The sequence below is a fragment of the Micromonospora sp. WMMD1082 genome, from assembly GCF_029626175.1.
GTDB lineage: Bacteria > Actinomycetota > Actinomycetes > Mycobacteriales > Micromonosporaceae > Micromonospora.
This window is the reverse complement of the sequence record NZ_JARUBM010000002.1, coordinates 3,469,698-3,490,017: the sequence shown is the minus strand read 5'-3', so window position 1 is coordinate 3,490,017 and position 20,320 is coordinate 3,469,698. Positions and strand designations below refer to the sequence as shown.

General features: G+C 69.4%; 22 protein-coding genes and 1 tRNA gene. 12 read left to right on the top strand and 11 right to left on the bottom strand.

From position 1 onward, the window contains the following. The first annotated feature begins 269 nt into the window (after positions 1–269). From O7615_RS16120 to O7615_RS16090, 7 genes are all read left to right on the top strand, one after another. Positions 270–572: a glycosyltransferase gene (locus O7615_RS16120; protein ID WP_278182121.1), complete on the top strand. Its 303-nt coding sequence runs from the start codon at positions 270–272 to the stop codon at positions 570–572. Continuing rightward, the gene (locus O7615_RS16115) at positions 572–730 is read left to right on the top strand and encodes a hypothetical protein (RefSeq protein WP_278178449.1); all 159 of its coding nucleotides are present in this window, start codon (positions 572–574) and stop codon (positions 728–730) included. The genes O7615_RS16120 and O7615_RS16115 overlap by 1 nt, the downstream gene beginning before the upstream one ends. A 324-nt stretch (positions 731–1,054) precedes the next feature. Further along, on the top strand, positions 1,055–1,279 hold the full coding sequence (locus O7615_RS16110) for a hypothetical protein (RefSeq protein WP_278178448.1): 225 nt from the start codon (positions 1,055–1,057) through the stop codon (positions 1,277–1,279). Between the two features lie 38 nt (positions 1,280–1,317). After that, the gene (locus O7615_RS16105) at positions 1,318–2,256 is read left to right on the top strand and encodes a hypothetical protein (protein ID WP_278178447.1); all 939 of its coding nucleotides are present in this window, start codon (positions 1,318–1,320) and stop codon (positions 2,254–2,256) included. Positions 2,257–2,366: 110 nt separating this feature from the next. Next, positions 2,367–2,561 (top strand): hypothetical protein, encoded by a 195-nt coding sequence (locus O7615_RS16100; RefSeq protein ID WP_278178445.1) that lies wholly within the window; start codon positions 2,367–2,369, stop codon positions 2,559–2,561. A 490-nt stretch (positions 2,562–3,051) separates the two neighbouring features. After that, positions 3,052–3,477 (top strand): hypothetical protein, encoded by a 426-nt coding sequence (locus O7615_RS16095; RefSeq protein WP_278178443.1) that lies wholly within the window; start codon positions 3,052–3,054, stop codon positions 3,475–3,477. A 14-nt stretch (positions 3,478–3,491) separates the two neighbouring features. Then, entirely contained in the window at positions 3,492–3,716 is a 225-nt protein-coding gene (locus tag O7615_RS16090; protein WP_278178442.1) for a hypothetical protein, read from the top strand. A gap of 18 nt (positions 3,717–3,734) precedes the next feature. Here O7615_RS16090 and O7615_RS16085 read toward each other — a convergent pair whose 3' ends face one another. From O7615_RS16085 to O7615_RS16045, 9 genes are all read right to left on the bottom strand, one after another. Next, entirely contained in the window at positions 3,735–4,313 is a 579-nt protein-coding gene (locus O7615_RS16085) for a hypothetical protein (protein ID WP_278178441.1), read from the bottom strand. A 25-nt stretch (positions 4,314–4,338) separates the two neighbouring features. Then, on the bottom strand, positions 4,339–5,274 hold the full coding sequence (locus O7615_RS16080) for a replication-relaxation family protein (protein WP_278178440.1): 936 nt from the start codon (positions 5,272–5,274) through the stop codon (positions 4,339–4,341). 385 nt (positions 5,275–5,659) lie between these two features. Further along, positions 5,660–8,215, bottom strand: a complete 2,556-nt coding sequence (locus O7615_RS16075; RefSeq protein WP_278178439.1) for a DUF87 domain-containing protein — start codon at positions 8,213–8,215, stop codon at positions 5,660–5,662. Positions 8,216–8,278: 63 nt separating this feature from the next. Continuing rightward, positions 8,279–10,051, bottom strand: a complete 1,773-nt coding sequence (locus tag O7615_RS16070; protein ID WP_278178438.1) for a DUF87 domain-containing protein — start codon at positions 10,049–10,051, stop codon at positions 8,279–8,281. Positions 10,052–10,059: 8 nt separating this feature from the next. After that, a complete protein-coding gene (locus tag O7615_RS16065) occupies positions 10,060–11,001 on the bottom strand; it encodes a PrgI family protein (protein WP_278178437.1) in 942 nt (313 codons plus the stop codon). Next, a complete protein-coding gene (locus tag O7615_RS16060) occupies positions 10,991–11,212 on the bottom strand; it encodes a hypothetical protein (RefSeq protein WP_278178436.1) in 222 nt (73 codons plus the stop codon). The genes O7615_RS16065 and O7615_RS16060 overlap by 11 nt, the downstream gene beginning before the upstream one ends. Beyond that, positions 11,212–12,474 (bottom strand): hypothetical protein, encoded by a 1,263-nt coding sequence (locus tag O7615_RS16055; RefSeq protein WP_278178435.1) that lies wholly within the window; start codon positions 12,472–12,474, stop codon positions 11,212–11,214. The genes O7615_RS16060 and O7615_RS16055 overlap by 1 nt, the downstream gene beginning before the upstream one ends. Position 12,475: 1 nt before the next feature. Then, positions 12,476–12,814 carry a pilin gene (locus tag O7615_RS16050; RefSeq protein WP_278178434.1) on the bottom strand — a complete coding sequence of 113 codons (339 nt, stop codon included), beginning with the start codon at positions 12,812–12,814 and terminating at the stop codon, positions 12,476–12,478. Positions 12,815–12,939: 125 nt separating this feature from the next. Continuing rightward, positions 12,940–13,848: a hypothetical protein gene (locus O7615_RS16045; RefSeq protein ID WP_278178433.1), complete on the bottom strand. Its 909-nt coding sequence runs from the start codon at positions 13,846–13,848 to the stop codon at positions 12,940–12,942. A 233-nt stretch (positions 13,849–14,081) separates the two neighbouring features. On the opposite strand from O7615_RS16045, the gene O7615_RS16040 reads away from it, so the two are divergent. From O7615_RS16040 to O7615_RS16025, 4 genes are all read left to right on the top strand, one after another. Then, positions 14,082–14,450 (top strand): hypothetical protein, encoded by a 369-nt coding sequence (locus tag O7615_RS16040; protein ID WP_278178432.1) that lies wholly within the window; start codon positions 14,082–14,084, stop codon positions 14,448–14,450. A gap of 235 nt (positions 14,451–14,685) precedes the next feature. After that, the gene (locus O7615_RS16035) at positions 14,686–15,405 is read left to right on the top strand and encodes a hypothetical protein (RefSeq protein ID WP_278178430.1); all 720 of its coding nucleotides are present in this window, start codon (positions 14,686–14,688) and stop codon (positions 15,403–15,405) included. 309 nt (positions 15,406–15,714) lie between these two features. Beyond that, entirely contained in the window at positions 15,715–15,924 is a 210-nt protein-coding gene (locus tag O7615_RS16030; protein WP_278178429.1) for a helix-turn-helix domain-containing protein, read from the top strand. 3 nt (positions 15,925–15,927) lie between these two features. After that, positions 15,928–17,145 carry a site-specific integrase gene (locus O7615_RS16025; RefSeq protein WP_278178428.1) on the top strand — a complete coding sequence of 406 codons (1,218 nt, stop codon included), beginning with the start codon at positions 15,928–15,930 and terminating at the stop codon, positions 17,143–17,145. A 138-nt stretch (positions 17,146–17,283) separates the two neighbouring features. Here the strand turns inward: O7615_RS16025 and O7615_RS16020 are convergent. Beyond that, a tRNA-Thr gene (locus tag O7615_RS16020) sits at positions 17,284–17,357 on the bottom strand. 145 nt (positions 17,358–17,502) lie between these two features. Between O7615_RS16020 and O7615_RS16015 the strand changes: the two genes are divergently transcribed. Then, a complete protein-coding gene (locus O7615_RS16015; protein WP_278178427.1) occupies positions 17,503–19,317 on the top strand; it encodes a metallophosphoesterase in 1,815 nt (604 codons plus the stop codon). Here O7615_RS16015 and ricT read toward each other — a convergent pair. After that, positions 19,314–20,153: a regulatory iron-sulfur-containing complex subunit RicT gene (gene ricT / locus O7615_RS16010; RefSeq protein WP_278178426.1), complete on the bottom strand. Its 840-nt coding sequence runs from the start codon at positions 20,151–20,153 to the stop codon at positions 19,314–19,316. The two genes, O7615_RS16015 and ricT, sit on opposite strands and share 4 nt — an antisense overlap. Positions 20,154–20,320: the final 167 nt, after the last annotated feature.

The window sequence follows — 20,320 nt, the reverse complement described above, 5'->3', positions numbered from 1 at the left end:
GTGGACCTTATTCTCCATGGACCAGTGATCACGGGTCTTGCCAGCCAGCTGCGCCGGTGTGGCTTGATGGACCTGTAGGTCGATGATCGCGTACACGGTTTCGGTCGTGAAGCGATATCGAACGGCCCATCGAGGTCGCGGCCGATGCCCCGTTCGAGCTGGCAACCGGCAGCCAGAATCAGCTACGCGACAGGTGCAAAGCGCTGGCAACCGAGAAGTCCGCCGTGATCCTGCTACCCGGCCTCGCCTGGCACAAGATCTGACCCTGGCTGGCCGGCGCCAGCGTCGTGATCGTGCCGTCCCGCGCCGGAACGTTCGGCCTCGTCGCGCTGGAAGCCATGGCCGCCGGTACCCCGGTCGTCGCCTACGACGTCGGGAACCTGCCCCACCTGATCGCCGACGGCGGGTTCAACGTGCCGCACCGGTCCCGCCCCGATAGCCTGTGGCGCGCCGCCCAACGCCTGCTAGCCGACCCGATAAGCTACGCCGCAGCATCACGGGCCGCGTACCACCGCTCGCGGGACTATTGGCCCGCCCTTGTCGCTAATCAACTCTTGAAGGTGGTGAGCTGATGGGTGGCTCCGTCCTGCCATCCGCACCCGAACCCTGCCCGCTCCTGCTCGTCGACGGACACAACCCAGCTCTGGGGTGCCACCACGTCGCCCAGCACCTGCCGCCGACCGACACCGTCAACACGCTCACCCGGATCCGCTCGGCCATCCCGCCATGAGCGGCCACGCCGCCACCCGCACCACCCAGTTCCTCGACCGCCTCAACGGGCGATCCGCCGACAGCTCCGCATCGGCGCCGGCCTGGTGCACCTCGCCGGAGCCGAATGCCCGGCCTGCCGCGACCGCCTCGTCTCCGCCTACACCGCCACCCAGGCCACCGTGATCTGCCGCTGCGACCACTGCCGCTGCACCAGACCCGGCTGCCGATGCGGACTGCCCGGGGCGGTGGCGGGGGCGCCGCACGTCTGGGTGCGTATCGGCGCAGTCGCTGGGGCCACTTGATCGATTGGCCTCGCCCCCAGTCGGGGTGGATGATGCTTCTCGTGTCCCTGGCCAGCCAGATCTTGCATGGCGATCACGAGATTGACTGTCCGGAGTGCGGCTACCAGGTATGGATCCGCCTCTCTGAGGTCATCGCGCAGTGCACCGTGACGTGTCCGTGCTGCCGGCTTCAGCTTCGTCTCTTGGACGTAGGCGGCAAGATGCAGACCTTGGGTGACACCCTGGATCGGCAGATCAACCGAGCGGTGAAGGGCATCTTCGGATGAGGCATCAGCAGGACCTCCAGGTAGCGCTCCGTGAACGCATGCGTCGGATTCTGACCCAGCACTACGGTTTCGCCGGTCACGAGGTACGGCTGGTCGTCGACTGGGTTAAGAAGCAGCCGGCGCTTCGTGCCGCTCTCGCCGAGGCCGAGCAGATCGAGCCGGGCTTGGACTTCGCCGCCTTCCTTTCCCGCCTACAGCAACGCGATCTCTCCTGGAAGAGCACCACCGAAGGGGGCCGGGCCGTGCTCGCATGGCGCCTCATGAAGCACATCGCCGAAGGCGACATCAAGCATGGCGACAAATCGACCATCGTGCGGCAAATGGCCTTTGCGTCCGGCGAGCGCAACATCAACGACGGGTGGCGGAAATTCGTAGAGCTGGCGCTCGCACCCTTCTTTGACTACATGGGTGAGCGAGTGGGCGCGGAGAGCAGTGTGCTCTACACCTTGGAGCGGTATGTCCGTCGAGTTGAGTGGTTCGATCGGGAAGAGCTTTACGCCCGGTTCCAGCAGGACACGCGCAACGGCGAGGAGGTCTACAACCTGGACCTTCAGCGGTTCTTGTACCTAGAGGGGAACTACGTCACCCACGCCAAGCCCCGCTCGGCGTCCGGCGAGGCGGACATCATCGGGGAGGTCGATTCGGACGACGCCCTGATTTGCGACGGCAAGATCTTCGATGCCGGATCACGCGGCAAGAACTACCTGGCCAAGGGGTACAACCAAGTCATCCAATACGCCCAGGACTACCAGAAGAGCGTGGCCTACCTGGTTATCTTCAACATCTCCGGCCGCCCGCTTCAGTTTCCGGCTGACGAGTCCAAGGGCGTCTCGTTCCCGTACGTCGATATGGCGGGGGTCCGGGTTTACCTGGTTGGCGTTCGGGCGTTGCCGCCTCGCACGACGGCAAGCAAGCAGGGAAAGGCAAGCCCCGTCGTGGTGACGGTGGAGGACTTGGTCAACCCGGACAACTCCTGACCTCGCTCTGGCCACGTGCCAATTTGCCCCTTCGGGGCGCCAGGGGACTCGCTGACACCAGCAGAAGTGTCGACCTCGACTGTGTGTCCCCTTGCGGCACGATTGAGCGCATGAGTCCCCAGAAGATCTACACCAGCGCGGAGAAGCGCTACCACGAGCCCGATGACTGCTCCGAGTGCGGAGAGCAGATGGAAACGCAGGATTGGGCCCCGGACGACCGGCTCTCTTCCGGTCCAGATCGGTGGTCGCCGATCGATGCATGCACCAACCCAGAGTGCCCACGCGGCCAGCGCGCCAGCCGCTGACGAGGCAACGGGCCCGAGACCTGCAGCCTGCCCGTCTCGGGCCTCTAAGCCTTACGAAGGGAGGGGACCGCCACAGCCTCGCTCTGCCCATCCCAGGTGAGGAACAACTGGTCGGGGCATCCGCGTACGCCTGTATGACCGTGAACGCGACATCACCTCCCGGCAGGACCCGACCAACGTCCCTCGGGAAGCGGATGAATCCCTCGTTCTCGGCGCCAGCCGGGATCCACTGCAAACCCTTCGCTGGCTTCGTGCCGGTGTTACTCAGCACGTAGCGCCCCTTGTTTCGGCGTTGGACAACCCAGGCCACATCCTTCGGCGGCGGCAGCGCGGCCTCGGCTGCCACCGCCTGTCGCTCCGCCGACCGAGAGGATGCCCGCGCGAACCACGCACTCCAGCCCGACACAATTAGGGCGAGCACTGCGATGGTGCTCGTGATGATGTCGCTGATTCCCATGGTGGCGAACTTAGCGACCGGCCGATCATCGAGATGGCCGGCACCAAACGCTGCCGATATTCCGTCGGCGCTGGTGAGCTGTGCCTGTTCGGCCGACGCATCTACACCGCCGGAGCCAACGGCATCAAGGCCGGGAAGAAAATTCAGGACCTGACCCTCGCCGGGGCGCACGGCCATGAAATCGCCAACTGGCCCGAGGACCTCTGGCGCATGCTCGGCACCCGCAACAGCGTCCCCGGCGCCCAGGTGTTCGGTACCTGCAGCCGCGCCGGCCCCTACCACTGGCTCAAGCGGCAACGCCGGCTCACGAACCTGGAGTACGCCACCAGCCTCCAACGCTGGCCCCGCGACGACCTGAAACTCACGCCGGAGTGGTGGTGGTCGACCCGTCCGCCGCAGGACTGCGGGAGGACCTGCTCCGCCTCGGCATCGTCGCCGCCGCCAACAACAACGTGTTAGACGGGATCCGGCTGATGACGTCGCTGTTCTCGGCCGGGCTGATGGATGTGCATGAGTCGTACGATGGGTTCATCACCGAGGTTCCGGGCTACACATGGGACCCGAAGGCACAGCTGGTCGGCGAGGACGAGCCGATCAAGGAGCGGGATTACTACCTCGACGGAGGTAGGTACGGCGTGAAAACCCCTGAGGTTCTGTGGCGGCCGATGTTGCGGTCCGCTCACGCCCTCGCCGCATAACCAAAAGACCCAGAGGTGTCAGAAGTCGAAGACCCGAGACGGCTGCTGTCCGAGACCTGGCCGCACCATCCAGCGAACGCCGTTAACGTCCGTGAACGCCACTTCGCAGTGAAATAGATTCGGCAGATCGTGATGGTCGAGATCGGGTGGCCATACCACGTTGTAGCCGTCCACCTTCCAGCTTAGGTGCTGCATGTCGCCGGCCTTCAGAACTGGGAGAGGCTGTGGGCCGCCGGCGGTCAGATCCTGCTGTGTCTCGCGGTGGGTCAGCGTGGTCCTGATGTTGGTGATGGGGTGCACCCCGTAGTTGCCGAGCGTGACGCCGTAATCGCGGACCGAGACCCGCTGGTTTCCGCCACATCCCGGATTGTGCAGAACGATTGTCCGGGCCTGGGCGTCCTGCGCATCTCGCTGGTCGGCCTCCAGACGCTTAACTTCCTCCCGCCGCGTCTCGCGCTCCCGACTAAGAGCACGCGCCTGCCAAACGAAGGTACCGACCGTGCCAACGGCGGCCAGCAGGCCCGCCCACGCGGCAAGCCAGTCGGCTCGGGTGGGCCCCTGATCGGCAGCCGCAGCGAGCATCTGTACGAGTTCCATGTCAACCGACAGTAGGCCCACCCGGTCAACTCGGCGGGCCGGGGTTGAGGGGGCCGGGTTGTCCATGGCTGCTGGGTAGGTCGGCCAGGGTGAGCCGGTGGCGGCCGTTGCCGGCGATCCGCCACACCGGGCCGGCCGGGTTCGCTCCGGCCTCGGGTGCGGTAGTCGCGATGGTCAGGCTCGGCTCGGGTCGTTCGGCGAGCTTGCGGTGCAGGTTCTGCTCGCGGGCGCGGTTGGGGAGTACGAACAGCACCGGGTAGGCGGGTCCTCCTTCGGCGTGCAACCGCCGGTGCGAGGCCAGACGGTCGGTCAGGCGCCGCAGCGGTTCGGTGCCCCGGTCCAGTTCGAGGTGGAAACCGGTGCTGCGCTGCCCATCGACCCAAATGCCGTGACCGTCGGGGTGGATACGCCGTCCAAACGCCGCCGTGGTGCTGCGTTCGCCCCACCAGCGGACCAGGCCGGTGCCGGGGTGTTGGCGGGCGTGGGCGAGCAGGTCGACGAAGAACTGGTTCGCCGCGAGCAGGTGTTCCAGCATCGGGGTGGCGTAGATGCGGTCTTGGCGTTCCCGTAGCGCCTTCGCGGTCGGGGGATTCTCTCCGGTGGCGAGGGCCATGTAGCGGGCCGACAGCAGCCCGGGGACCCAGCAGACCGGGTTGGGGGCGCCGGGTCGGGTGCGGACGAACCGGTCGACGAAGGCGAGCTTGCGCAGGGCGTGCAGGCGGTGCCGGCAGGTGGTCGGGTTGGTGAAGAGGATCGCGGTGAGCTGGTCGGTAGTCAGGGTGGTGTGTTCGTGCAGGAGCGAGGCGATGGCGTAGTCGCGGGGACGCAGCCGGTGGGAGATGTCGATCAGGGTCTGCGCGGAGGTGCGGGTGGCTGAGGTCGTGCGGAGCACGACCAGCGGCCGGCTCCCCGGTGCAGGGTTCCCCTGGGGGAACTGTCGGGCGTCGTCGGCGGCGGGCATGGTGCCTCCTAGCTGGGGTGTTGGGTGGGCAGGCCCGGCCTGGGGCCGGCCGTGCAGCGCCGACGCCGGGCCGGGTCGTGGTCCGGCCCGAGGGCCGTGCTGAGGCCGAACGTGATCGCCGCTGGCCGTCCACCGGGTGCGGTCGATGACCGGCGCCGGGGTACGCCCGTTGACGAGTGGCTGTGGCGGCCCCGCCTGGGGGCAGGCGAGACGCTCCGGACGCAGGCCGAGGCTGGTGTCTGGTGTCTGGCGACGGTGGCGCGAGGCAGGGGCGCCGGGGTGGACGGGGGTCGGCCCGAGCGGACCAGCGTCTGGCGCTGTCGGACGATGGTGTCGCTGCCGGGGTAGCCGCAGTCGGCAGGTGAGACGTGCCGTACCTGTTGGGTTACGTAGTGGTGCTGTCGTCGTCTGTTGGGTCCTCGGCCGGGGCTGTTGGGCCTGGTCCGTGCGCTGTTGGGTTGGTGTTGATGCCGGCGAGTTGGGCGATCGCCGCCTGCGTGCCGCTGTTGCCGGCGACGGCTGCGGCGGCGGCCTGCCGGACCGCGGTCGCCTCGCCGACCAGCGGCCGGAGCGGGTTGGTGTGCAGCGTGAACGCCGGGGTTTCTCGGCCGTCTACGACGAGGCGGCACGCGGCCCGGTAGGCGTCCATGTGGCTGAGGTCGTGCTCGTCCAGCTCGGGTCGGGTGTGTCGGGCGAGGTGGTGCGCGTCCTCGGGCGCGCAGGTGAAGAAGATCTTGTTGCGGGCGTTGGCGCTGATCGCGAGTTGGGTGTCGCGGGGCATCTGGGCGAGGTTCTGGTGCGCGAGGACCATGCCGAAGTGGTAGCCGCGGGCTTCGGCGAGCATGTCGCCCACCGAGCCGGGCAGGGTCAGGAAGTTGTGTGCTTCGTCGATGTAGCAGACGGCGTCACGGCGTTGCGGCTCGGGTAGCCGGACTCGGCCGGTGGCGGCCTGCCAGGCCGAGGCGAGGACGAACGAGCCCATCAGCCGGGCGGTTTCCTCACCGATCTGCCCTTTGGGGAGCCGGGCGAGCAGGATGCCGCCGTCGAGGACCCGGCGCATGTCGAACGAGCTGGCCGGGGCGCCGAAGGTGCGGCGTGGGAAGTCGCGCAGCAGCACCGAGCGCAGCCGGGACAGCAGCGGCGCGATGACCTGGGACCGCAGCGGCGCCGGCGCCGACTCGTACCACTCCCAGAACCCCCGCAGGCCCTCGGGATCGTCGAGGTCGGCGGTGAAGTTGTACCGGAACTTGCGGTCTTGCAGCAGCGACGGGATCAGCGTCAGCGTCGCGTTCGCCTTGCGCAGCAGGGTCAAACAGGCTACCCGCAGCACGTCGTCCATCCGCGGGCCCCAGTGCTTGGCGAAGATCTTGCCGAAGATGCTGACGACGTTGTCGACGAGCAGGTCGTGGTCGGTGCCTTCGAGAGGGTTGAGGGTGACGCCGGCCGGCTGGTCGGGGTCGATGAGGACGAGCCGGTTGGCCAGCTTCGCCGGGATCCGGTCGAGCAGGTCGATGATGAGGTCGCCTTTGGGGTCGATGACGATCGTGCCGCGGCGGGCGTGGATGTCATCCAGGATCATGTTCAGCAGCAGCGTGGACTTGCCGCTGCCGGTGGAGCCGAGCACGTGCAGGTGCTGGCGGGCGTCGGGCACCTTCACCGCGACGCTGTGTCCACCGATCTCCGCCCGGCCGAGGACCTTGGTGCCTCGGCCGCCGAACGGCACGGCGACCGGCGCCGGCATGGGCTTCGCTCTGGCGCGGTCCAGACCGGGCACGGCGATGTCCTGCGGCAGCGCGGCGATGCTGGCCAGCTCGTCGGTGTTGAGCAGGAAGCCCCGGCGCAGCACCCGGGCGGCCAGCACCCGCGCGGGCTGGGTGAGCCGGAGGCGACGCAGCCGGTTGCGGCCGGTCCACGCCCCGAACGCCGACGCTATCGCGTGGGCGAGGGTGACCAGCCGAGGCTTCAGGTCCTCGGGCCTACGTCCGCGGGGGTTGCGGTGCGCGACGGCGTAGCGGATTGCCACCTCCCACTGGGTGCCGGCCAGTTTGTCGATGCCGGCGCGGCCGTCGCGGTCGCGCTGCGGGTCAGCGCCGGGCAGCATCGTCGTGCGGCCCGGCGGGTCGGTGGTGCGGCGGGTGGGGCCGAACAGGTCCGCCACCAGGTCGAGGGCGGCCCGGAGCCAGGTGGCCGGGTCGAGCACGGCGCCCGGCGTACGGCCGGTGCGCAGCGCCTGCACGCCGCGGCGCAGCCCGCGGACCTGCCGCGCGGTGGCGGGCCGGGCCAGAACCTGCACGCACGCGGATTCGGCCGCGTGCAGGCCGGACGCGGCGGCGATCAGGGTCCGCATCGGGTCGGCGTCGTGGTCGGTGGCCAGCGGAAACCACGGCGGAAGGATCGGCGTCAGCGCGCCGCCGACGCTCACCGCGCCGCCCGGCAGCGGCGGGGCCGCGTCGAGCACGGTGCACGCGGCGCCGGGCCAGGCGCCCCGCACGGCCGCGTGGATGGGCCCGGTCTGCAGGGTGCCGGGCACCCACACCATGATGGACAGTTCCCGTCCGGTCCACCGGTACTCGACGGTGATGTGAGCGCGGCCGTCGCGCAGCCGGCGACGCCATCCGGCGTGCAGGATCTCGGCCATCGTCGCCCAGAACGCGGCGGTGCCGGACGGGTCGACCTCCGGCGGCGGGGTGATGACCAGGCACGTGGCGTGACGGGTCATCATCTGCTGCCGCCACCGTGCGTGGGCCACCCGAGCCGCGACAGCGACAGCCAGGGCAACGGCGGCGACGCCCAACAGCCATGGCCGCGGCGCGCACCAGGCCACGACCGCGCTGGCGGTGTCGAGGAGCCACTGCGACGGGGCCGGCAGGTCCGGCGGCACCGGCGACGGCGGCGGCGTGACCGCGAAAGGCGACGAGAAAGGGATGGTTGGCGGGTTCATGGGATTGCCTCCCTGAAACGAAAAGGGGATGGCTGATGAAGAATCTGGATGTTGGCCGGTGTGTCAGTCGTCGTCGGTGAGCTCCAGATCACCGATGCAGAGACGGTGCTCTTTCCGGGACGCCACCGCCTGGAAGCTGACCCGGTGCGTACCCGACAGCAGGAGTCCTTCACCGCGTCGGGCGCCGAGCAGCAGCCGCGCCTCGCCGGCGGTCAACCCGAACACGTCAGCGACGACATCGGCCGAGGCCTGCCGCAGCAGGATCTGGGTGGCCGCGTTGGCGATCACCACCTGGCCGAGGTCGGAGCCGAGCAGGTCACCCACGTCCTGGGTGATGACGGCCAACCCCGCCCGGCGTTTCCGGGCGCTTTTGGCCAGCCGGGACAGGAACTTCGCACCCTCCCCGTCCCGAAGCAGAGTCCAGGCCTCGTCGACGAAGACGAGCCGGCGGGGCGGGTTCGCCGACCACACGGCGGGGGCGTCGACGTCGCGCCAGATCGCGTCGAGCGCGAGCAGCATGCCGGGAGCGCGCAGTTCGTCGGCGAGGTGCCGGGTGGACCAGGTGATCAGCTGCCCGGACGGCACGCTGGTGGTCGGGCCGTCGAACATCTCCTTGAACGACCCCGTGGTCCATGGGGTGAGCCGGGCGGCGAGGGTTTCCGCCGCCTCGGTGCCCTGGTCGACCAGGGCCGCGGCCACGTCGCGCAGCAGCGGCGCCTGCCGGCGCCAGGTGGCCGGGTCGTTGGTGATTCCGGCGGCGTCGTACGCGGTGTTGATCGCCTTGTCGAGCGCGGCCCGCTCCGACGGCGGTGGCTGCTGCCCGAGTAGCACCGCGATCAGGGTGTGTAGGAACAGCGCCCCGTAGGTGCGGGCCTGTGGGCGGCGGTCGGCGGGTGGGATGTCGAGTGGGTTGAGGCGTACCCCGCCGGCGCCCAGGGCGATGGTGACCCCGCCGACCGCCTCGGTGAGCCGGATGTATTCGTTGTCCGGGTCGATGACTGCGCAGCACACGCCGTCGGCCAGCGACCGCAGCACTTCGAGCTTGACGAAGTAGGACTTGCCGGCCCCGGACCGGGCGAGCACGACGCTGTTGGCGTTGTGTTGGCTCCAGCGGTCCCACCACACGACGCCGTTGGAGTCGGGGTTGAGCCCGTACAACATGCCCCCGGCCGGCCCGGATTCCCCGGGTAGTGGTGCGGGCAGGTCCGCCGACGCCAGCGGAAAGGCGGTCGCGATGGCGTCGGTGTCCATTACCCGCCGCATGCCGAGGGTGTCGGTGGCCAGCGGCAGGCTGGTCAGCCAGCCCTGCAGTTGCCGCCAGGTCGCCGGCTGCGTGTCCAGCAGTACCGACGCCGCGGTGGCCCGCACGTGCGCGACCGCCTCGTCCAACTCGTCCCGACTCGGGGCGTGCACGCACAGGTACAGGCCGACGCGGAACAGCCTCGACTGGCCGCGGGCGATCCGGTCGGCCAACTCGGCCGCGTCCTCCGTGGCCGCCTCGGTGATCGGATCGGCGAGGCGGCCCTTCTCGGCGTCGTCGCGCCGGTTGGACTCCAACCGCGCCCGCTGCCGTCGCAGCCGCGCGGCGGCCACCTGCGGGGCGAGGGGGTCGATGTAGACGACGACGTCGAGGCGGCCCGGCCACGCCAGCAGCGGATCCAGCCAGGCGCCACCGACCTCGGCCGGGTAGCCGGTGACGATCAACGTGGCGGCGTATCCGTCGCCGACCGCAATGTATCGGGGGGTGTTCTCGACCGCGTCCGGTCCCAGAACCGACGCGAGCCCGGCCGTGTCGGCCGGGCTCGCGGGGGTGGCGCTGGCGGATCGCCTTCTCATCATTAGCGTCATGCCGGGTCTCCTGGTCCGGTGATGACGGCGTCGGGCCTGGCGCGGGGCCAGGTGACGTCGGTGGGTGTGTAGGGGTCGACCGCGCAGGTCAGCACGGCGGTGGCGCGGGCGCCGTCGAGCACGGCGGTCTGCGCGCCGAGCGCGGACAGGGCGGAGGCGGCGTGCTCGGCCCGGCGCAGCACCTCGGTGTCACGGCCTTTCTCGCCTCGGGCGGTGACCGCGATCGTGACCGTGCGCCACAGTGGGTCACGTCGTGCGGCGAGATCGTCGAGGAACTCCGCGTAGTCCACAGCGGCTTCGGCCAGCGCCGGGTTGGCCAGGGTGTCGGCGGTATCGGCGATGCGTTGGGCGTGGCTGGACAGGTCCACCCGCTGGGCGGAGATGACGATCTGCACCGGCGACGACAGGCTGTTGAGCCAACGCCCGTACGCACTGATCAGGGCGTTCTGCTCGTCGCCGGTCCGCAGCCCGATGTTGACGGTGGTGCAGGCGACCAGGGCGACGGCCTGCGGCCCGGTGTCGATGACACCGGCGTCGCTGATCGCCGTGGCCGGCAGCCGCAGCAGCGGCACCGCCGCTGGTGCGTCGGTGTCCGGCGCCCAGCCCGGCACCGCGGAGGGACGGGCGGACGGGGCCGGCGCGAGCCGCTTCGGGTCGCGGGTGTGCCGTATCGCGGCCAGCAGCCAGGCGTCCATCGGCAGGCCGTCGCGGCGGCCCAGCGCCAGCACGACCGCCGCCCCTGCCAGGGGGGTGAGGACGGCGAACAGGACCGGCTGCGACAGCAGCGTGCCGGCCGCCCGGATGATGCCGTAGCCGATTACACCGGCCACGACCAGGATCGCCAACTGCCGCGCCGTCAACCCGTAGACGATCTTGTCGGGGGTGTCGATGTCGGCGGGAATTCGGGCGCGCGGGGGCGCGTCGTCGCTATCGCGCATCGCGAGCCTCCTGCCCCACTGCGCGAGTGACGCCGGTCTTCATGGCGCGGGTGTAGAGGTCCACGCCTTCGGCGAGTTCCTCGATGGTGTAGGAGCGGATGGGCCGGCCGGTGGGCCAGGCGACGGCGATGATGTCGGGGGCCTCGTCCGGACCATCGGAAAGCGTGGTCGTCTTCTCGTGCGCAGGTGAAGGTGGTTGGTGGGTTCTCATCAGGGTGCCTCTCGTGAGGAGGTGCCAGAGCGGGATTTCACGGCGCGGGTGTAGAGGTCGACGCCTGCGGCGATTTCGTCTCTGGTGTATGGCCGTGCCGGTCGGCCGGACGGGAACGTCACGCCGGCCCGGCCGCGGCCTGCCCCCGCTGGCCGGGTCACCGCGCCACGAGGCCGGGGCGTGGCGCCAGCGAGCCGAGCGGTGCGCGATATCGCAGGCGGCGATACGGCATGGGAACTGGGGCCACCTGATCTCACCGGCCAGGGCGGGTCGACGGTGGTGCCGCCCGCGTCTGGCCGACTTCGGCGTCTGGCGGCGGCGCGGCCGGTGTGGCGGCCACGGCCCAGCCCGCGACTGAGCCCTTGGGTGATCTGTTGGATCAGCACGACCCGCAGGATCATCCCGAGGGGGTTGGGCCTGGTTTGGGTGATGTATCGGCTCATCAGGCCGGGGATCTTGACGACGCCCCACAGCAGGCACACGACGATGAGCAGGTTCATCACCGCGCCGGGATCACCGCCGTGAACCGGCAGTCCCAAGACCGGGAGGTTGTTGTCCGGGTTGAGGAAGATGGTCAAGGTCGTGTGCAGGGCGACCGCCTGGATGACCACCGTGCCGAGCGTGCCCAGGAGCAGTCGCCACCACAGCTTCGCCGCTGCCTCTGTCTGCGGCGTGCCGTGCAGCGCCAGGGCGATGGGCGACAAACCGACCGCCACCACCAGCACTCCCAACCGGATGATCCACTGCACGATGAGGATGTTGGCGAGCACCGCGATCAGCAGGGCAATGAGCAGCAGCAGGAAGCTGGCGGCGTTCGCCCCGGTCTGACCTTCGACCGCGGTGACCGTGGCGGCATGCAGCTGCTGCATCGAGCCGGGTGCGGTGATGTCCTGACTGGTTATCGCGGCCGTTAACGCGTTCGCCAGCGCGATGACCGTCGAACACAGAGGGACGGCGAAGTTGGCGCCGATCAGCCCGATGATCAGACGGGGAATCAACTCACCCGGCCCGTACTGCGCCTGGATGGTGTCACGACCCACCACCAGGACCGCCATCCACAGGAACGCCAGCACATAGCAGGAATTAACAATGCCCAGCGACGTGCTGGCGAACGCGGTGACCTGTGGCAGCTGTGTAACATCCGGGCTGACGAACACCGTCGCCGACAACAGCTCCCACAAAACTTCCAGCACCCCCACAACCGTTTTGGCGAACCATTTAAGGACGCCGCTGATGGTGTGGTCGACGATCCAGCCGTACACGTCAGCCTCCAATCCAGCTCCGGACGATTCCGAGTAAGATCGGCGCCAGCACGGCGAGGGCGTAACCGAGGACCGCGGATTTGAGTGCGGACTTGGCCTTCTCCACTTCGGTAGGATCGCCGCCTGCGGCGAGATAACGGATCCCTCCGATGGTGAGGAACAGCGTCGCTACCCCCACCAGCAGGCCAGTGATCCAATTCGTGATGTTGGTGATGATCGTGGGCAGAGGGTAGGGCGCCGGGGTCGGCGGCTCGGCCGCAAATGCGGGACTCGCCCCGGCGAGCACCGCCACCGTGGCAACGGCCACGATGACGACGCGGATAATGGTGCGGCGGAACATGGTGGGCACCTCCCACCCCGGAACCCGGGGCTCGATAGGGATTGAGGTGCGCCACCGGGAACCGGGGCGGGCCGTGGGAGCAACGCTCCTTTCAGCCGTTCGTGGATCGGTGCGAACGCGGCCACTCAGGCCGGCACCGCCCCGATCCCGGGGGCGCCGACACCGGCCGCTTCTCGGTCCGATGTCTTGCCCCCAAAGGCCCGCTGTTGGGTGGCCAACAACGCGCCCGCGCCGCGGTCGGCACCCAACAGCCGCCCAACAGCCCGACCGCGGGACACGCGATCGTGGGCGGGCCGTGGCCGCAGCGGGATGAAGGCGAGTTCCCCGGCCGCGATCGCCTCCGCCAGACGCCGCTCCGCCTTCGCCCGCCAGGCGCTGGCCGTGCTCGGCGCGATCCCGAGCTTCTTGGCGGCCTGCGCCACGGTGGTGGTGTCCATCCGGGTCGCCGCGATCAGGTTGGCCTCGTCGGCGTCGACGACGCCGGCAGCGACCGCCCGCGCGAGCACCAGATCGGGGTGATCCCACGGCTGGACCGGGGCGATCGGCCCGGTCGCGTCGGTGTGAATGATCTGGGCGTCGGAGTCGGCGTCGCGGGCTTTGCGGGCGGCCCGCAGGCCGGCGTCGACCAGCCGGCCGCAGACACGCGGCACGTCCAGGTCGATCGTCGTGAGCCGGGCGACGAACCCGACGAGCAACTCGGCGTCCAGATCGTCGGTGTCACCACGCCACCCGGCCGTGAGCATGCCGGCGACCCGACGCAGGCGGGGCATCGCCATCCCCACCGCGGCGACCACCCACGCGGGCCCGTCGCGGCGGGCACGCACGACCAACTCCCGCCACACCGCGTCGCGAACCTCCACCGACGTCGTGGAAGACAGCAACAGGGCACGCAGCACGTCCAGCGGCACGATCGCGTCGGGCAGACCGTCAACGCCGCGTCCGTCGAAACCGACATGGCTCGGCGGCTGAACGAGAAGATCGAAAGCACGTTCGGCCGCGTCCAGCGGGGACGACGGCCAAGAAGATGCAGACATGGGAACCTCGCGCGGGGATCGGGCGCCGCGCTACTGCGGCGCGAGACCCCTATCCGCGCACGTCCACCCAACAGACCCGTACCGCATGGTCGGCAGGAACGTCGCGTTAGCGCAGGTCACCGCCGCGCACACCCAACAACCCCGGCCAGCCAGGTTCGAGCGGCAGGCACCCAACAGTGCACGTCAACGTGTTGTTGGGCGCTGTTGGGTGCCGAGGTCGCGGGATCTCGGCGATGGTGTGGTGCGGCTGCGGTGAGGCACTGGCGGGCATAGCGCCCCGGGTCTACCACCCCGACCACACCGCGCACATCCGTCGACGACTCGTCGACAGGACGGTGTATGGCGTCGTCGCCCTGGCCGCGGCCGTCGCGAACGCCGGCATCCTGACGGTCCTCGACGCCGTCATCGGCGACTCGGCGTCGACCATGATGACGCTCGTCTGGATCCTCAACGCGGCCTGGGCTGCCGTCGCCGTCATCTATCTGCTGCTCGTGGCGGTGGAGTGGCTGCTATACCGGCGGCGGCGCGCTCACCTCGACGCCGTGGGCGCCGAGGTCGTCTGGGAGATCCTGACGAAGATGGCCTACCACCGCGACAGCTAGCCCGGCACCGCACATCCTCAAGCCCGGACAACGGGGTTGCCTACCCAACAGCCGACCCCGTTGTACCTGTTCGGTAGGCCAGCGCTGCCTGTTGGGCGTGACTCGCCCACCACCGTCGGCCCGGGTGTTGGGCGCTGTTGGGTAACCCGCCCTCCGCCAGCGCAGCGATGCGGTCCGCTGTTGGGCATTTGGTGAATGCGAACACGGCCAACCGGGCACGGGGGCCACCTGCCCCATGACTGCTCATCCACATCGTGACCCGCAACCACTCGACCGCCGTCCCACCGACACCCCGACCACGATCCCCGACGACTCACCCCGAGTCGCCGGCGACGTCCCCATCGCCGTGTGGCGACTCGACAACCACACCGACGACCCCCAGACGACCGACCCCGACGCCAGCTTCGCGTCGCGGCTAGCCCGGCGACTCGTGCTCATCTACACCCGACACGGCGACACCGTCGTCGCCCTCGACGACGACCCTCACCTCCAGACCGCCGCCACCGAAACCGGTCGCACCTACCTGCCCATCACCGAACCCGCCCACCTCGCCGACCTCGACCAGACCAGCCAGCCAGTCACCCTGGTCACCCTGCGCTGGCCCCGCGACGACCAGCAACCTGCCGCAGACCGCATCGCCGACCTGTTCACCGCCTGCCGACTCATGATGGTCGGCGACACATGCATAATCGCCGCCGTCCGCCCCCGCACTTCCGGCGCGACATTCGCCGACCACGAACACATGCTGCGCACCGCCGCACACGACATCGGAATCACCCACATCCTGCACATCGTCGCCATCAGCACTGCGGGAAAAGGCGACCAGTACACCTTCTACGCCACCGATACCGACGCCGCCGACCTAAGCCGCCAGACCATGTCCGCGCCAGGTGGCCAGGTTCTACACATCGACCTAATGGTCTTCACCGCCCCGGTGGTGAGTCGGCATGGCTGAATCCGACCCGACGCGAATCGATCGCGACTCGCGGCGACCCACAAGGCCACGCCTCACCCCTTCCCTCGGCTTGACACGAATCGCGGAAAGTGTTGACACCACACGATCGACCAATGGCGGTGAGTCACGCTACGGTGCCGCCGCGCCAGCAGGAGTTACCAGCCGCAGCGACCTCGATAAATCCCTATTCGAGGTACGCGTTGAAAGGACACCCGTTCCATGCCCGCCCTACGCACACCCCGCCTCAGTGTCGGTGCCGCACGGCGAGCCTCTTCCGCAGCTTGCCTCGTCAGACACAGCAGGCCGGCGATGAGCGCCCTACCCGCCGCCGAGTGGCGGCCCGACCCGCTCTTGACCATCGATGACGTTGCGCTTTGGTTGGGTAAGCCGAAGAACACCCTCTACGCCTGGCACAGCCGAGGCAAGGGACCACGTGCCATCCGCGTCGGCAACACCCTGCGCTACCGGCGCAGCGAGGTCGAACGCTGGCTCGACGCCCACACCGACCCGGAGCGCTGAGTCATGGCCCGACCCCCACTACCCATCGGCACCTGGGGCGCGATCCGCACCAAGAAGCTCGGACCCAACCGGCACTGCGCCCGAACCCGATTCCGTGATCACGACGGCAGGACCCGCGACGTCGAGGCCACCGACACCACCGGCCCCGCCGCCATCCGGGCTTTGAAGGTCAAACTTCGCGACCGAGTCACCCCGAACGACGACGAGATCACCAGGGACACCCACGTCAGGGTCCTCGCCAAGCTCTGGTTGGACGAGATCACCGCGGAGGAACGTGTCACGCCGCAGACGATCAGTAGGTACGAGATCAGCGTGCGTGTTTCGATCGAGCCCGCCCTCGGCGAGCTGCGTATCCGAGAGGCCACCGCGGGCCGCCTCGACAGATTTCTGCGCAAGGTCGCTGAGGACCGGCCGTCAGCCGCCAAAGGCGCGAAGGTCGTCCTCGGCCAGATGTTCGCCTTGGCTGTACGCCGAGGCGCACTCACGGCCAACCCCGTACGCGACACGGGTCGACTGCGTAACCCGCGCCGCAAGGTGGTGGCCCTGGAGTTGACGCAACTGAACGAGGTTCGCGAGGCGATCCGAAGGTGGCAACAACCCGCCCCCGGCAAGTCGGGACCTCGGCCGACCGGCGACCTGGCCGACATCGTCGACCTCATGCTCGCCACCGGCGCCCGCATCGGCGAAATTCTGGCGCTGCGCTGGAAGGATCTCGATCTTGTCGCTGAACGCCCGACGCTCACCATCTGCGGCACGATCGTCTACCTCAAGGGCAAGGGCTTCTTCCGGCAGGAGTGGACGAAGACCGACGCCGGTTTCCGAACAATCGTCCTACCTCGGTTCGCGGTCGGGATGCTGATGGCTCGCAAACTCCACGCCGCCGACAACCCCCACGACGCGATCTTCGCCTCCCGACGCGGCACCTGGCTGTCACCGCAAAACGTGCGCCGTCAGTGGCGTCAAGCCCGCGCCGACACCGGCCTCGAATGGGTCACCCCGCACACCTTCCGCAAGACCGTCGCCACCCTCATCGACAAGGAGGCCGACACCAAGAGAGCCGCCGCCCAACTTGGCCACGCCACCGAGCAGGTCACCAACAAGCACTACATCGTCAAGCCCGCCCTCGCCCCGGACAGCTCCGACATCCTCGAACAGCTTGGGGCAGGTCCAGAGACAACCGGCCCTGCGCCTCAAGATCGTGGGAAGCGCCGGACCAAGTAGACCCTGCACCCCGCTGGCAGACACGCGAAACCTGATCGCCGGTAGGCGTTTGTGGGGGGTTTTCGGGGGGCGATTCAAAACTACATCGATGAAAATGAGGCCCTGACCAGCGAACCTGCTGGTCAGGGCCTCTCTCCGAGCCGCCTGACGGAATCGAACCGTCGACCTACGCATTACGAGTGCGTCGCTCTAGCCGACTGAGCTAAGGCGGCAACGGTGGTCAAGTGTACGGCACGGGTCGGCCCCCGGCCGCGCGGGATTCCCCGAGCCGACGAACCGGCACCGGGTCGACGAACCGGGCACCCGGTCGTTTCCCGGTCGTCGCGCGCCGGAGCGGGCGGCACTACGCTGCGGCGGATGACCGACGATCACATCCCTCGCGACGAACCAGTCGATGTCGAGCCGGTCGATGTCGAGCCGCCGGCGGCCGGCGCGACCGGCCGGGCCGTGCCGCTGGGCCCGTACGCCGAGGAGGCGGCGGGTGGGCGGGCGGCCCGGCGGCCGCGCAGCACCGATCCGCTGGAGCTGGGCTTCACGCCGCGCAAGCCGGTGCCCTGGCTGGCGCCGTTCCTGCTGATCAGCACCGGCCTGCGTACGCTGCTGGCGATGCTGTTCGGCGCGTACCTGGACAAGCGGGAACTCCAGAAGGCGCTGGACGCGGAGATCGCCAAGCAGGTGGGGCCGGACGGCGGGCTCTGGCTCGACTACGTGGCCGACCTGGGTGACGGCTTCAACGCCACCTATTCCGTCGCGTATCTACTCGCCCAGCGGGAACTGGTGGTGGACGGGCACCGGCTGCCCCGGGCGCAGACCCTGGTGATGGGCGGTGACCAGGTCTACCCGTCGGCGGAGTACGAGGCGTACGAGGACCGCTGCAAGGGGCCGTACCAGGCGGCGCTGCCGGCCACCGAGCCGGCGGAGCAGCCGACGATCTTCGCGGTTCCCGGCAACCACGACTGGTACGACGGGTTGACCGCGTTCCTGCGGTTGTTCGTCCGCACCCGGGACCGGCACTTCGGCGGCTGGCGCACCGGCCAGTCCCGCTCGTACTTCGCCGCCGAACTGCCGGCCGACTGGTGGCTGCTCGGCCTCGACGACCAGTCCGGCTCGTACGTCGACGATCCGCAGCTCACCTACTTCGACGCGGTGGCCAAGAAGCTGGGCCCGCAGAGCAAGGTGATCCTGGCGGTGCCGGCTCCGGCCTGGGTCAAGGCCGTCGACCAGCCCACGGCGTACGACTCGATCGACTACTTCATCCGGACCATCGTCGCGCCCACCGGCGCCCGGGTGCGGCTGCTGATCTCCGGCGACCTGCACCACTACTCCCGCTACACCGGGCCGGACGGCCGGCAGCTGGTCACCTCCGGCACCGGCGGGGCGTACCTGACCCCGACGCACAAACTGCCCGAGCAGATCGAGGTGCCGCCCCGGGACACCCTGGCCCGCCGGTCCAGCCCGTCCCGGACGTACGACCTGGCCGGCCGCTACCCCGACGCGGCCCGCTCCCGCCGGTACGGCTGGGGGATCTTCGCCCGGCTGCCGCGCCGCAACCCGGGCTTCTCGACGCTGCTGGGCATCCTGCACACCCTGCTGATGCTCTCCATGGCCGGCGTGACCGACTTCCGGTCGGAGGCCTCCGAGCAGCGACTGTTCAGCGTGCCGTTGGTGATGATGGTGCTGGTGACGGTGCTCGCGGCGGCCATGTTCGCCAAGCCGCCCAGCTCCAGCGGCAAGCGGCACGCGCGGCACTGGATCCTCGGCGTCGGGCACGGTCTGGCCCACGTCGGGTTGGCCGCCGCCGGCACCTGGGCCTGGCTCGCCCTACCGTTCCACGACTGGCCCTGGCCGCTGCCGGCGGTCGCCGCGGCAGTGGTCTACCTGCCGGTGATCGGGCTGGTGGCCAGCCAACTGGTGGCCGCGTACCTGCTGATCGCGAGCGCCTTCGGGGTGAACGTCAACGAACTCTTCGCCGGACAGGGCATCGAGGACGCGAAGGGCTTCGTACGCATGCGCATCGACCCCGACGGCACGCTCACCCTCTATCCGATCGTCATCGACCGCGTCGCCCGCACCTGGCAGGTCAACCCCGACCAGTCCCCCCACTCCTCCTGGCTAACCCCCAAAACCCCCCTGACCCCCCACCTAGCCGAACCCCCCACCACCCTCACCTAGGGGGTGTAGTGCTGGTCGTGGGCTTGGCGGGGGGCGCAGACGGAGGCGCGGGAGCAGGAGCAGCGGGAGCCGTCGGCGTCGAGGCGGACCGTGACGGCATCGCGGGGGACGCTGTGACCGACCACGCGGCCGTCACCCTTCGGGGTGGTGACGCGGCTGCCGACCTCCGGGGCCGACTCCTGGAACCTTTGGTACAGCGGATGCTCGTACTTCAGGCAGCACATCAGGCGACCGCAGGCGCCGGAGATGCGCAGCGGGTTGAGCGGAAGGTCCTGGTCCTTGGCCATCCGGATGGTGACCGGTTCGAAGTCGTTCAGGAAGGTGGCACAGCACAGGTCGCGCCCGCAGGAGCCGATGCCGCCCTGCACCCGGGCCGAATCCCGGGCGGAGAGCTGACGCAGTTCCACCCGGCAGTGCAGGGTGGCACCGAGGTCGCGGACCAGGGAGCGGAAGTCCACCCGGTGCGGGGCGGTGAAGTAGATGGTGCTGCGCTCACCGCCGCCCTCGCCGTTGCCGAACACGTGGTCGACCGCGACCACCTTCATCGGCAGGCCATGCTCGCGGATCAGCCGCTTCGCCGCGACCTTCGCCTCGGCCTTGCGCTGCCGCAGCGCCTCGTCGCGACGCAGATCCTCCTCCTGCGCCAGCCCGGCCAGCCGGGGAAATCCCTCGGTCTCCTCCGTGACCCACTGCGCCGCCCAGACGCACTCCGCCACCTCGGGACCGTCGTCGGTGGGGACCAGCACCTTGTCGCCCACCTGGGGTTGCAGGTCGCCCGGGTCGAGGTAGTAGAGCCGCCCGTACCGCTGGAAGCTGACCGCGCAGAGCATGCCCATCCCCTCACCCTACGTCGCGCGGACGCCGGGTGCGCCCGGCCGGCACAGGGGGTGCCTACGCCGTGCAGCCATCCACGGCTGTCGACTTGACCGACCCCCATCCCGGCTACCGGTACGACGATGCCGGCCCGGACGGCTGAAACCTGCGCCACGAGCGGGACAAAACG